This is a genomic window from Stenotrophomonas sp. STEN240, from assembly GCF_056756175.1.
Map to the genome: position 1 here is coordinate 52,469 of NZ_JBRRBO010000014.1, position 12,254 is coordinate 64,722.

General features: G+C 63.7%; 10 protein-coding genes. 5 read left to right on the forward strand and 5 right to left on the reverse strand.

The genetic code is table 11. The annotated features are described in order from the left end of the window. Positions 1 to 35 precede the first annotated feature (35 nt). A complete protein-coding gene (locus ACVOKO_RS08660; protein WP_346498525.1) occupies positions 36 to 1,133 on the reverse strand; it encodes a Glu/Leu/Phe/Val dehydrogenase dimerization domain-containing protein in 1,098 nt (365 codons plus the stop codon). A gap of 304 nt (positions 1,134 to 1,437) precedes the next feature. Between ACVOKO_RS08660 and ACVOKO_RS08665 the strand changes: the two genes are divergently transcribed. Continuing rightward, positions 1,438 to 5,031: a methylmalonyl-CoA mutase family protein gene (locus ACVOKO_RS08665; protein WP_346498526.1), complete on the forward strand. Its 3,594-nt coding sequence runs from the start codon at positions 1,438 to 1,440 to the stop codon at positions 5,029 to 5,031. A 151-nt stretch (positions 5,032 to 5,182) separates the two neighbouring features. Further along, the gene (locus ACVOKO_RS08670) at positions 5,183 to 6,223 is read left to right on the forward strand and encodes a S66 peptidase family protein (protein WP_346498527.1); all 1,041 of its coding nucleotides are present in this window, start codon (positions 5,183 to 5,185) and stop codon (positions 6,221 to 6,223) included. Positions 6,224 to 6,272: 49 nt separating this feature from the next. Here the strand turns inward: ACVOKO_RS08670 and ACVOKO_RS08675 are convergent, their stop codons facing one another. The 3 genes from ACVOKO_RS08675 to ACVOKO_RS08685 form a co-directional block, all read right to left on the reverse strand. Next, on the reverse strand, positions 6,273 to 7,253 hold the full coding sequence (locus tag ACVOKO_RS08675; protein WP_346498528.1) for a tetratricopeptide repeat protein: 981 nt from the start codon (positions 7,251 to 7,253) through the stop codon (positions 6,273 to 6,275). A 70-nt stretch (positions 7,254 to 7,323) separates the two neighbouring features. After that, entirely contained in the window at positions 7,324 to 7,662 is a 339-nt protein-coding gene (locus tag ACVOKO_RS08680) for a hypothetical protein (protein ID WP_346498529.1), read from the reverse strand. Then, on the reverse strand, positions 7,662 to 8,552 hold the full coding sequence (locus ACVOKO_RS08685; protein WP_346498530.1) for a sensor domain-containing protein: 891 nt from the start codon (positions 8,550 to 8,552) through the stop codon (positions 7,662 to 7,664). The genes ACVOKO_RS08680 and ACVOKO_RS08685 overlap by 1 nt, the downstream gene beginning before the upstream one ends. Before the next feature lie 284 nt (positions 8,553 to 8,836). On the opposite strand from ACVOKO_RS08685, the gene ACVOKO_RS08690 reads away from it, so the two are divergent. Further along, entirely contained in the window at positions 8,837 to 9,559 is a 723-nt protein-coding gene (locus tag ACVOKO_RS08690) for a Crp/Fnr family transcriptional regulator (RefSeq protein ID WP_346498531.1), read from the forward strand. 194 nt (positions 9,560 to 9,753) lie between these two features. Further along, positions 9,754 to 10,638, forward strand: a complete 885-nt coding sequence (locus tag ACVOKO_RS08695) for an acyltransferase (RefSeq protein ID WP_346498532.1) — start codon at positions 9,754 to 9,756, stop codon at positions 10,636 to 10,638. 64 nt (positions 10,639 to 10,702) lie between these two features. On the opposite strand, the gene ACVOKO_RS08700 is transcribed toward ACVOKO_RS08695, so the two are convergent. Then, positions 10,703 to 11,074, reverse strand: a complete 372-nt coding sequence (locus ACVOKO_RS08700) for a glycine zipper 2TM domain-containing protein (RefSeq protein ID WP_346498569.1) — start codon at positions 11,072 to 11,074, stop codon at positions 10,703 to 10,705. A gap of 191 nt (positions 11,075 to 11,265) precedes the next feature. Between ACVOKO_RS08700 and ACVOKO_RS08705 the strand changes: the two genes are divergently transcribed. Further along, on the forward strand, positions 11,266 to 12,189 hold the full coding sequence (locus ACVOKO_RS08705) for a M14 family metallopeptidase (RefSeq protein ID WP_346498533.1): 924 nt from the start codon (positions 11,266 to 11,268) through the stop codon (positions 12,187 to 12,189). Positions 12,190 to 12,254 lie beyond the last annotated feature (65 nt).

Below are 12,254 nucleotides of genomic sequence, written 5' to 3' on the forward strand. Positions count from 1 at the left end.
ATGATCGCCCGCCTTCTGTGTTTTTGCGGTGCTGTTTACTCGCCGCGCAGGCGGTTCATGCGCGGGACCGCGCGGCCCATCGGCATCTTCAGTTTGCCGATGGCTTCGAGCCGGTTTTCGGCGATGCGGTCGGCCGCGCGCTGCGGTGAAACCGCATCGCGTTCGGACTGGTCGAAGATCTTGCCGAGGTTGTGGTAAATGCTGCGGATCAGGCGCATCGCGCGCTCACGGTTGTAGCCGTCGATCTCCAGCGACACGTTCATCACGCCGCCGGCATTGACCGCATAGTCCGGTGCCCACAGCACGCCGCGCTTGTACAGCTCATCGCCGACCGCATGGCTGGCCAGCTGGTTGTTGGCGGTGCCGCAGATGACCTTGGCCTTGAGCCGCTCAAGGGTGGTCATGTCGATGGCGCCTTCCATCGCGCAGGGCGCGAACACGTCGGCAGCCACGTCATAGATGGCGTCGGGCTTGACCGCCTCGCAACCGTATTCAGCCACGGCCTTCTGCACCAGTACCGGGTCCAGATCGGTGACATAGAGCTTGGCGCCGCGTTCGCGCAGCAGCTTCACCAATTCCATGCCGATATGGCCCAGGCCCTGCACGGCGATGCTGAGCTTGCCGATTTCCTCATGGCCGAATTTGCGTTTTACCGAGGCCATCAGTGCCTGCAGGGCGCCATAGGCGGTGAAGGGTGCCGGGTCGCCGGAGCCACCATGGACCTGGTGCACGCCGGTGACGAAGCCGGTTTCCAGGTAGATGTTTTCCATGTCGTTGACGTCGGTGCCCACGTCTTCGGCGGTGATGTAGCGGCCCGCCAGCGCTTCGACCTGGCGGCCGAAGGCACGGAACAGGACTTCGCTCTTGGCGGTCTTGGGGTCGCCGATGATCACCGCCTTGCCGCCGCCCACATTCAGCCCGGCCAGGGCGTTCTTGTAGGTCATGGTGCGGCTCAGGCGCAGCACGTCGCGCAGCGCATCGTCGGTGTTGGCGTAGGGGCGCATGCGCACGCCGCCCAGGGCCGGACCCAGCGTGGTGTTGTGGATGGCGATGATTGCCTTCAGGCCGGCATCGCGGTTCTGGCAGAACAGAACCTGCTCATGGCCGGAGGTCTCGAGGGTTTCGAACAACATGCGGGCTCCGATGGCGTGTTTGCCACAACGTCAGTGATCGTGTGGCCAAAATGGCTGGCCGGAAAACAAAAAATGCGACTTCGTCGGGGCAGTGACGGGTCGCGGATGGGCCATTCTAATCCATTCGCGCTGGGGGAATGTTCAGGCTTGGCTACCCTCCATGGCCGCCGGCTTTGCTGCAGGTGGCGCCCCGTATGCCCATCGGGAGCGCAAACCTGCAAAAGGTCACGCTGCGCTGCAACCTGACCTGCAGGGCCAGCGGTTCTATCATCGGTTGCAATAGAAACCGGATGTTGCACGGCCCATGAGTACCCCCGCCTCCCAGCTCCCGCAGACGCAGCCTGAAACCACCCCGCTGCGCTTTGTCACCGCCGCCAGCTTGTTCGATGGCCACGATGCGGCCATCAACATCATGCGCCGCCTGATCCAGGCGCAGGGCGCGGAGGTCATCCACCTCGGCCACAACCGCAGCGTGGAAGACGTGGTGCGCGCCGCGCTGCAGGAAGATGCCGATGCCATCGCGCTGTCGTCCTACCAGGGCGGCCACGTCGAGTACTTCAAGTACATGGTCGACATGCTGCGGGAAAAGGGCGCTGGCCATATCAAGGTATTCGGCGGCGGTGGCGGCACCATTACCCCGGAAGAAATCCGCGAGCTGCAGGCCTACGGCGTGGAGCGCATCTACCATCCCAACGACGGCATGAAGATGGGGTTGGTGGAGATGATCGAAGATGTGGTGGCGCGTGCCGGCAAGGCCCGTGACGCCGCTGCGCGCAACGATGACATCGAAACGCCGTTGATCGAGGACGAGATCGGCATCGGCCGGGTGTTGTCGGAGCTGGAAGATGGCAGTCATTCCGAAGCGGAGCTGGCCCACCTGCGCAAACAGTGGCAGTTGGCGGCAGGTGCCACGCCGGTGATCGGTATTACCGGCACCGGCGGTGCGGGCAAGTCATCGGTGACCGACGAACTGCTCAATCGCTTTCTTGCCAGCTTCCCGCAGATGCGCATTGCGGTGATCTCGGTGGACCCGACCCGCCGCCGCACCGGTGGCGCGCTGCTGGGTGACCGCATCCGCATGAACTCGCTGCGTTCCAAGCGCGTGTACATGCGCTCGATGGCCACCCGCCGCCAGCATGCGGCGATCAATACGGTGCTGCGTGACTGCATCGGCTTCCTCAAGTCGCTGCACTTCGATCTGGTGATCGTCGAGACCGCCGGTATCGGCCAGAGTGACTCGGAGATTGTCGACCTGGTCGATTTCCCGATGTATGTGATGACCAGCGATTTCGGCGCGCCCAGCCAGCTTGAAAAGATCGACATGCTCGATTACGCCGAGCTGGTGGTGCTGAACAAGTTCGACAAGCGTGGTGCCGAAGACGCACTGCGTGACGTGCGCAAACAGTGGAAGCGCAACCGCGTCGCCTTCACCATGAAGGACGAAGATGTGCCGGTCTACCCGACCATCGCCAGCCAGTTCAACGACCCGGGCATCAGTTGGATGTTCGCCAATCTGTGTCGCCTGCTGAGCGCGAAGACCAAGGCCGAGCTGGCGCCGCAGATCGATACAACGCTGAAAGAGCCGCGCGCCACGGTATTGATACCGGGCAGCCGCGTGCGCTACCTGGCCGAGATCGCCGAGCAGGGCAGGGGCATCAATGCCCGCATTGAATCGCAGGCCGAGGTTGCCGAGCGCGCGCAGGGGTTGTGGCAGGCCTTGAAGGAGCTAGACGATGCAGCGTTGCCGAATGCCTTGGATCTGTATGCCGGCGATGCCTTGCTCCCCTCTTCCTCCGGGGGAGAAGGTAGGGCTGTCGACAATGCCGATGCGTCGCGCTCTCACCCCAACCCCTCTCCCGCCGAGAGAGGGGCTCAGGTTGATCGTTCACTGTTGACTCTGCGTCAGCGTTACAACGACGCCGTGCAGTCGCTTGATTCCGAAGCACTGCGGCTGCTGCGCGAGTGGCCGGCACGTCTGAAGTCGATCACCGAGCCGGTCAATGAGTACCAGGTGCGCGGCAAGACCATCCGCGTCGAGAACTACCGCGAATCGCTCAGCCACCAGCAGATCCCCAAGATCGCCGCGCCTACCTACCGCAGTTGGGGCGAGCTGCTGGTGTTCCTGCAGAAGGAAAACCTGCCGGGCTCGTACCCGTATACCGGCGGCGTCTACCCGTATCGCCGCAGCGGCGAAGACCCGATCCGCATGTTCGCCGGTGAAGGCACGCCCGAGCGCACCAACCGTCGCTTCCATTACCTGAGCGTGGGCCAGCCGGCCGCGCGCCTGTCCACCGCGTTCGACAGCGTCACCCTTTACGGCGAAGACCCGGCACCGCGGCCGGACATCTACGGCAAGATCGGCAACTCCGGCGTCAACATCCCAACGCTGGACGACATGAAGAAGCTGTACTCCGGCTTCGACCTGTGCGCGCCGACCACCTCGGTGTCGATGACCATCAACGGCCCAGCGCCGATGATCCTGGCGATGTTCATGAACACCGCCGTCGACCAGCAGATAGAGAAATACCTGCAGGAAGACCCCGCGCGCTGGGCCGAGGCGGAAGCCAGGATCGCCAAGCTGTTCGAAGGCCGTAGCCGCCCGCAGTACCACGGCGAGCTGCCGCCGACCAACAACGGCCTCGGCTTGGCACTGCTCGGCGTTGCCGGCGACCAGCTGGTGGATGCCGAAACCTATGCGCGGATCAAGGCCGAAACCCTGTCCACCGTGCGTGGCACGGTGCAGGCCGACATCCTCAAGGAAGACCAGGCGCAGAACACCTGCATCTTCTCCACCGAGTTCGCGCTGCGGATGATGGGCGACATCCAGCAGTATTTCGTCGACAACAAGGTGCGCAACTTCTATTCGGTGTCGATTTCCGGGTATCACATCGCAGAGGCCGGTGCGAACCCGATCAGCCAGCTGGCCTTCACCCTGTCCAACGGCTTCACCATCGTCGAGTACTACCTGGCGCGTGGCATGAAGATCGATGACTTCGCGCCCAACCTGTCGTTCTTCTTCTCCAACGGCATGGACCCGGAGTACACGGTGATCGGCCGCGTGGCGCGCCGCATCTGGGCCCGCGCGATGCGCGAGCGTTACGGCGCCAACGAGCGCAGCCAGATGATGAAGTACCACATCCAGACCTCGGGCCGTTCGCTGCACGCGCAGGAGATCCAGTTCAACGACATCCGCACCACGCTGCAGGCCTTGTATGCGCTGTTCGACAACTGCAACAGCCTGCATACCAACGCCTATGACGAGGCGATCACCACGCCGACCGAGGAGAGCGTACGCCGCGCGGTGGCGATCCAGATGATCATCAACAAGGAGCTGGGGCTGAACTTCTGCGAGAACCCGTGGCAGGGCAGCTTCATCGTCGACAAGCTCACCGACATTGTCGAAGAAGCCGTCTACAAGGAGTTCGAGGCGATCAGCGAGCGCGGCGGCGTGCTGGGCGCGATGGACACCATGTACCAGCGCGGCAAGATCCAGGAAGAGTCGCTGTATTACGAGCACAAGAAGCACGACGGCAGCCTGCCGCTGGTCGGCGTCAACATGTTCCTGCCCAAGGAGCATGCCGGTGAAGTGGCGACCGAGATCGAGTTGATCCGCTCGACCGAGGAAGAGAAGGGCCAGCAGATCGAAAACGTGCACAGCTGGCAGCGCAATCGCAATGCGCTGGCGCCGGCCGGCGAAACCTCGCATTCGCACGAGATTGAAGGCTTGGCCGCGAACGAGGAAGCCCACGATGGCCACGGCCTGGCCTACCTGCAGAAGACCGCACGCGACCGCCGCAACGTGTTCGAGGCGCTGATCGAAGCAGTGAAAACCCACAGCCTCGGCCAGATCAGCCACGCCCTGTACGACGTGGGCGGCGAGTACCGCCGCAATATGTAAGCGGGTTCTACCCACGGCGATGCAGCGCTTCACCTGTAGTGCCGAGCCATGCTCGGCAGAAGCCTTCCCGGTAAAGCCCCAGCCGAGCATGGCTCGGCTCTACCGCTGGGCGCTGCTACTCTTGGGCTACATCCCGGTTACAGGCAACAACATGGATAGACGGCGTTTCATCGGTGGGGCTGCAGTGGCGGCTGCATTGCCTCTGATCGGCATGCAGGGCGCACTTGCCGCCACCCACAAGCAACTGCTTGCCGCCGGGCTCAACAAGGGCGATATGGTTGGCCTGGTGAGTCCTTCCTCGGCCAGCAGTGAGCGGCTCAGCCTGCAACTTGCGCGCGAGGCGATGGAAGCGCTGGGCTTTGTGGTCAAGACCGGTGCCCACTACGACGCGCGTCATGGTCATCTGGCCGGTACTGATGCTGAGCGCGCCGGCGACTTGAACGCCATGTTCGGCGACAAGCAGGTCAAGGCCATCATCTGCGTACGCGGCGGCTCCGGCGCGGCGCGGCTGCTGCCGCTGCTCGACTATGACCGCATCCGCGCCAATCCCAAGGTCCTGCTGGGTTATTCGGATATCACCGCCCTGCATTGCGCCATCCAGGCCAAGACCGGGCTGATCACCTTCCATGGGCAGATCGGCGCGGGCAGCTGGAACCGTTTCAATGTCGACCAGTTTGATCGGCTTTTCTTCAAGCGCGAGCTGATGCACTACCAGAACCGCAGCGAGCCGGATGACGAGCTGGTACCCAGAGAAAACCGCACCTTGACCTTGCGCGGCGGCAAGGCCCGTGGCGAATTGGTCGGTGGCAACCTGACGGTGCTGACCGCATTGGCGGGGTCGCCCTACCTGCCGGACTTCAGCGGCAAGATCCTGTTCCTGGAAGACGTGGCCGAAGCGCCTTACCGCATCGACCGCATGTTCAGCACCTTGAAGCTGATGGGCGCGCTGGACAAGATCGCCGGCTTTATTTTTGGTGAGTGCACCGATTGTTCGCCGGGCGATGGTTATGGGTCTTTGACCCTGGACCAGATCTTCGACGACTACATCGTGCCGTTGAAGATCCCGGCGTATCGCGGTGCGATGATCGGCCACATCAAGGAGCAGTTCATCGTGCCGGTCGGTGGCAAGGTGGAAATGGATGCCGACGCGGGTACGTTTCGGCTGCTGGAGCCGGTACTCAGCGGCGCGTGACGCCGGTTGCGACGTGACGGGTAGCCGTCACGTCGCTGTTGCCGATGCTTCATTCGTCCTCGTCGCTGGGCGCAGCTTCATCCTCGTCTGCTTCGTCTGGCGACAGCCACCATGCATGGCCATCTTCGCGCACCGGCGTTGCACATTCGCGGGTTTCAATCGCGTCCAGCTGTCGGCCGGGGTGGCCGGCGACCCAGTCTTTCAGCAGTTTTTCGACCGACAGGTGGCTTTGCGCGGCGATGCCGAGGTTGCGCTCAGGCTGCCACGGCTGGGCCTGATCCTGGTCCGCCGGCTGCGCATGAGTGTGCGGCGCGCCGTAGCTGCAGCGCAGGCAATAGTGGCGAATGCTGTGGCTCCAGTCCTCGGCATAGCCGATGCCCGGTGCGCTGGCGCGCAACAGTGCGTCGAGGTCTTCGCGGCTTTCCGCGCGCACGAACACCACGAAGGTCTGGAAATCGGACGGCACCACGCGTTCCAGTTCGTTGAAGACGTGCACCTCGCGTTCGCCATCAAAGCGCGCGCCGGTGGCGGCGCCGTCGTGCAGCACGATGTCACCGAAGCGGTGGCCGCTTTCCGGTAGCGGCACATTGAGGATGCGTGCGCGCACCGGATCAATGCGGCGCATGAACACCGTCTCGCCGGTGCTCCACGGGTTCAATCGCACCACCGCCACACCGAAGTCGCCGTCGATGGGGCCGTCGCCTTCAGGAATGGCGATGCCGCAGGCGGCCCACAGCTCGCGCACCGTTGCCCATTGGCCAAGGCCGGTTGCGGCAATGGCTGCGTTCCAATGCTGGGCCTGGCCGAATTCCTCGGAAAGTTCGATGGCGCGGAGGTTGTCACGCAGCGATCCGGCCCAGTCCATCTGGTATTTCAGCGCCAGCCCGCGCATGTAGTGATAGAACGGGTTGTCCGGATGGTGTTGCAGCAGCACGTCGAAAGCGCGCGTGGCATCGCTGAGTTGGCCAGCGTCCACCGCCGCGTAGACATGGTTGTGTATACGCTCAAGATCTTCGTGTTCGGTGCTCATTACCGGCAGTTCCAACAAGGTGCCGGAATGATGGCATGGGCCGCGCTGCTCAGGGCCGGCTTGGACTGACTTACAGCTTGTGAAAGTGCAGTTGCCCACCGTCCCGTTGCACACGCAGCCCCCGCACCTTGCCGTCCGCGCCGCGCAGGAACTCGTAACGCGGTTGCGAGGTGTCGCCGGCAGGCTTGACGAAGCGTGTAGGCGACAGCGCTTGCAAGCGGCGCGGAGGATCCTCGGCTTGGGACACGACCAGCATGTTGTCGTCCACGGCCACCCTGAAGCGATCATGGTCGAAGTAACCGCTCATGTTGCCGGTGACGCTGCTCGGCAGGTCGGGCGCAAGAGGATGGTCGCGTTCGAAACAGGGCGCGTCGCCGTACGCTGTGGCAGGCGCCGCAACCACTTGCATCAAAGCGCCGGATCCAGGAAAGGATCGGAAGGTCTGTCGCCCAGGCGTTTCTTTGCTTTGGCGGCGTACATGGCCGCATCAGCGTGGCGCAGCAACGCGTCCACATCATCGCCGTCGACCGGGAAACAGGCCACACCGACGCTGGCGTCGATCTGTGGTGTGTCAGCGCCGAGGCTCTCCAGCATTGCCAGCCGTGCGCGCAGGGCAGCAGCAATGGACAAGGCGTCATCACGGCTGGCGCAGGCCGGCAGGACGGCGACGAATTCATCGCCGCCGACGCGGGCGATCAGGTCGTTCTGGCGCAGGCCGTCGCGCAGTTGGCGGGCTGCGTCGCGCAGCAGGCGGTCCCCGGCCTCATGCCCATAGCGGTCGTTGGCGGCCTTGAAGCCGTCCAGGTCGATATAGAGCAGGGCCAGGCCTTCAGCGCTGCATGTGGAACGCGCCAGCGCGGCTTCCAGCTCGCGGCGCAGGTGGTAACGGTTGGGCAGGCCGGTGAGCGCGTCGTGGCTGGCGAGGTGCTCCAACTGGCGCTCGATGCCGCGCAATGCGGTTACCTCATGGCCAACGCCGATGCGAATGCCGTACTCGGGCAGCCATTTGGCTGACCATTGGATGTCGACGGCGGTTCCATCCTTGCGGATGTAGCGGTTGCGGAAATTTGAGCGCGGCCGGCCTTGCATCGCATCCTGCGCCGACTGCTCGGTGGCGGCACGATCATCCGGGTGCACCAGGTCCATGATCTGCCTGCCGACTGCCTCGGCGGGGCTGTAGCCGAAGATGGTCTCGAATGCGGCGTTGACCATCAGCAACTCGCCGTCGGGCGCAACCATGCATACCGCGTCGGGCAGCAGATCCAATACCTCACCCAGTGGTGGCAGCTTGAAAGGCATGAAAGAGCGTTGCGAGGGCGGGGCAGGGATTATGCGGTGTCCAGATTACAGCGTCTGTCAGGCTGCGGCCCACACCCCTGGCTTGTGGAGGTGGGCAGGCTGCCGAGTCGGGGCGCGGCGGACGTGGCAGGTCCGCAGGTACTGCGCGTTGGCCGCGCCGTGTCACCGTAAGAGCGGGCATTTGTTTGCCGGGCGTGGCCAGGGCGCGGCGCTTCCGGGTGTCGGTGGGGCCCTGCCTGAGCGTGTTGATTGCGGGCGGGCAGGGCTTGACCCATGCTCCGCGCATGGACCTGAACAGCTTTTTCCAATCCGCCCTTTCGCTTGACGGCATGGTTGGCCATGCCAGCTACCTGTTGTTGATCCTGTCGATGCTGATGACGCGCATGATGTGGCTGCGCAGCTTGGCGGTGGCGTCCGGGCTGCTCAGCATCACCTACTCGGTGATGATCTCCGACTACGTCAGCGCCACGTGGGAGGTCATCTTCGTGGCCGTCAATGTGGGCCAGCTGTCATTGCAGGTCTATCGCAACCGCATCAGCCATTTTTCCGTCGAGGAGCGGCGCTTCCGCGAAGCGGTGTTGCCTTTGCTGGAACCGGCGCAGGCGCGGCGGGTGCTGGACCTGGGCCAATGGTGCGAGGCCGGGGTTGGCGAGGTGTTGATACGGCACGGCGAACAGGCCAGCCACATGCTGTTCATTGCCGACGGCGAAGTAGCGGTGGTGGTGAACGAGGTGGTGGTGGGCTGGTGTGGTGCCGGCGCCCTGTCCGGGGAGATCAGCGTGCTGACCGACATGCCGGCCACGGCAACGATCATCACCGCCAAGCCGACGCGCTACCTGGCGCTGGAGCGGCATGCCCTGCGCAAGCTGATGGCACGCGAGCCGGAGATCGAGCACGCCATCGACCAGTGCTTCCGCAAGGACATGCGGCTGAAGTTGGCGGCCGCCAACCAGGCCATGGCCGATGCCGGCATCCGGGTTGAGGTGGTGCAGACCAGCCTGCAATAGGCTTGCTGCCGGCAGCGGCCGTCGGCTGAATGTCCGTACTGGTTTCTGGCCCGCTGCCGTGGACAAACCGTAGACAATCCAGGGGCTTGGCCGCAACACGGGGCCATGAAGTGGGCTTGAGATAAAACCTGAAGCGCCGCTTTTGCTACCCTGTGCTTCTTTGGGTTCTGGGGTCGTTCCCCGCGGTTATTTCCATGGTGTGGTTGCGTGTAGCTCTGATTCTCCCGTTGATCGTGATCAACACGCTGGCACATTGCCTGCCGTTGTTCGTGGTGGCGCTGTTCAAGGCGGCATTGCCATTCCAGGCGGTACGCAGGGCCTGCAATCCTTTGCTGACCGGGCTGGCCGAGAGCTGGATCGCGGTCAACAGCGCCATGATCCATACCTTCACCGCCACCCGTTTCACAGTCAGCGGTACCGAAGGGCTGGAGCGCGATGGGCACTACCTGGTGCTGGCCAACCACCAGAGCTGGGTTGATATTCTGGTGCTGCAGAAAGTGTTCAACCGGCGTATCCCGCTGCTGCGCTTCTTCCTGAAGCGCTCGTTGTTCTGGGTGCCAGTGCTGGGCTTGGCCTGGTGGGCGCTGGATTTCCCGTTCATGGGCCGCTACACCCGCAAGCAGATCGCCAAGAACCCCGAGCTGGGGCGGCGTGACATGGAAGTGACCCGCAAGGCCTGCGAGAAATTCGCCAGCATTCCGGTAGCGGTGATGAACTTCGTTGAGGGCACCCGCTTCACCGCGGAGAAGCATGCCGGCCAGGCCTCGCCGTTCAAGCATCTGCTCAAGCCCAAGTCCGGGGGCGTTGCGTTCGTGCTGGACGCGATGGGCAAGGGCCTGAACGCCTTGCTGGATGTGACCATCGTCTATCCCAAGGGCATTCCCTCGATGATGGACCTGATGGCCAACCGCCTGCCGGAAGTGAAGGTGCTGGTACGCAAGCTGCCGATCCCCGCCGAGTTCATCGGCCGCAATTACCAGGAAGATCGCAACTTCCGCGCGCAGTTCCAGCAGTGGATGAACGGCTTGTGGCTGCAGAAGGATGAAGACATCAGCCGCATGCTCGAAAACAAGGCCTGATCACCAAGGCCGCACAAAACAAAGGCCCCTGACGGGGCCTTTGTTGTTTGTCTCGTTCGCGGTGTCAGCGGTAGACGCGCTCGCAGCGGGTTTCAACTGCGCGTTGCCCGTTGCGCTCCTGGTTACGGCCCTGCACATTGCGTCCGACAAGGCCACCGGCCACCGCACCACCCACCGTGGCAAGTTTGCGGCCATTGCCCTTGCCGACCTGGTTGCCCAGCAGGCCGCCGACAACCGCGCCGGTGGCCGTGCCGGCAATGCGGTTCTGGTCACGTGCGTTGTTGGCTACCTCAACCTTGTGGCAGACCACGCGGCTACCGTCATTGAAGCGGCGGCCTTCATCGTTGGGGCCGTAATTCTGTGCCTGCGCACCGGCGGACAGCGTGATGGCGGTGGCGGCGATGGCCGAGGCGAGAGAGAGGCGAAACTTGCCCATGGCGGACTCCTGTTGCTGGCGGCGCACGCTGGCGCCAATGTGGCCCCAGCCTGCACGCGGCAACTGCAATTCCAGGTGAAGTGCGGCCATCGCGATTGAACCGGTGTTCATGCTTTGCGGTGCAGTTGCCTGAAGGCGATGCGGCTTGGGTGTAGAGTGCGCGCCATCATTCGTATTGAAGAGAACCGCGCATGAGCACTGTTGCCGCTTTCTATCCCGTAGGTACTCCCGGCCAGCCCTGGGGCGCACCCGAGCGTGCGCAATGGCTGGCCTTGCAACAGGTGCAGCGCAGCTATGCCGGCGAAGTGGTGAGCAGGATCGATGCCTTGCGCGAGCGTTTCGACGTGAGCCAGTACGGCGAGCTGGACTACCCGTCGGGCCGCTATCCGCTGTTCGCCATCCGCAGCCGCAACTGGGACGAGACCCTGCCGGTGATGTTGGTTACCGGCGGTGTGCACGGCTACGAAACCAGTGGCGTGCAGGGCGCTTTGCAATTTGTCGACCAGCATGCGCAATCCTATGCCGGCCGCTGCAATCTGCTGGTCGCACCCTGTGTGAGCCCGTGGGGCTATGAGCGCATCCAGCGTTGGAATGCAGTGGCGCTGGACCCGAACCGTTCCTTCGTGGCGAACAGCCCGGCGCAGGAGTCGGCCGCGTTGATGGCGCTGGTTGCACCGCTGCAGGGGCGGGTGCTGATGCATATCGATCTGCACGAAACCACCGATACCGACGAAACCGAGTTCCGTCCGGCATTGGCTGCGCGCGATGGCAAGCCGTTCGAGCCGGGCGAGATTCCGGACGGGTTCTATCTGGTGGATGACACCGAAAACCGCCAGCCGCAGTTCCAGCAGGCCGTCAATGCCGAGGTTGCCAAGGTGACCCATCTGGCACCGGCCGACGAACGCGGCGAGATCATCGGCTCAACCGTGGTCGCTGAAGGCGTCATCGAGTATCCGTTGAAGGCGCTGGGCTTGTGCGCCAGCGTCAGTGGTGCGCGTTACACCACCACCACCGAAGTGTATCCGGACAGCCCCAAGGCAACCCCGCAGCAGTGCAACGACGCGCAGGTAGCCGCCGTGATCGGCGCGCTGGAATACGCGCTGACTCACAACTGAGGTCGCCCGGCACCGTAGCCCGGGTAAGCGCACCCGGGAAGCCGACAGCTCCGCCGGCATCGATT

Coding starts and splice junctions, on each gene's coding strand:
- ACVOKO_RS08660 (WP_346498525.1), bottom strand. CDS start 1,133: ATGTTGTTCGAAACCCTCGAGACCTCCGGCCATGAGCAGGTTCTGTTC.
- ACVOKO_RS08685 (WP_346498530.1), bottom strand. CDS start 8,552: ATGCCTTTCAAGCTGCCACCACTGGGTGAGGTATTGGATCTGCTGCCC.
- ACVOKO_RS08665 (WP_346498526.1), top strand. CDS start 1,438: ATGAGTACCCCCGCCTCCCAGCTCCCGCAGACGCAGCCTGAAACCACC.
- ACVOKO_RS08675 (WP_346498528.1), bottom strand. CDS start 7,253: ATGAGCACCGAACACGAAGATCTTGAGCGTATACACAACCATGTCTAC.
- ACVOKO_RS08690 (WP_346498531.1), top strand. CDS start 8,837: ATGGACCTGAACAGCTTTTTCCAATCCGCCCTTTCGCTTGACGGCATG.
- ACVOKO_RS08695 (WP_346498532.1), top strand. CDS start 9,754: ATGGTGTGGTTGCGTGTAGCTCTGATTCTCCCGTTGATCGTGATCAAC.
- ACVOKO_RS08705 (WP_346498533.1), top strand. CDS start 11,266: ATGAGCACTGTTGCCGCTTTCTATCCCGTAGGTACTCCCGGCCAGCCC.
- ACVOKO_RS08670 (WP_346498527.1), top strand. CDS start 5,183: ATGGATAGACGGCGTTTCATCGGTGGGGCTGCAGTGGCGGCTGCATTG.
- ACVOKO_RS08680 (WP_346498529.1), bottom strand. CDS start 7,662: ATGCAAGTGGTTGCGGCGCCTGCCACAGCGTACGGCGACGCGCCCTGT.
- ACVOKO_RS08700 (WP_346498569.1), bottom strand. CDS start 11,074: ATGGGCAAGTTTCGCCTCTCTCTCGCCTCGGCCATCGCCGCCACCGCC.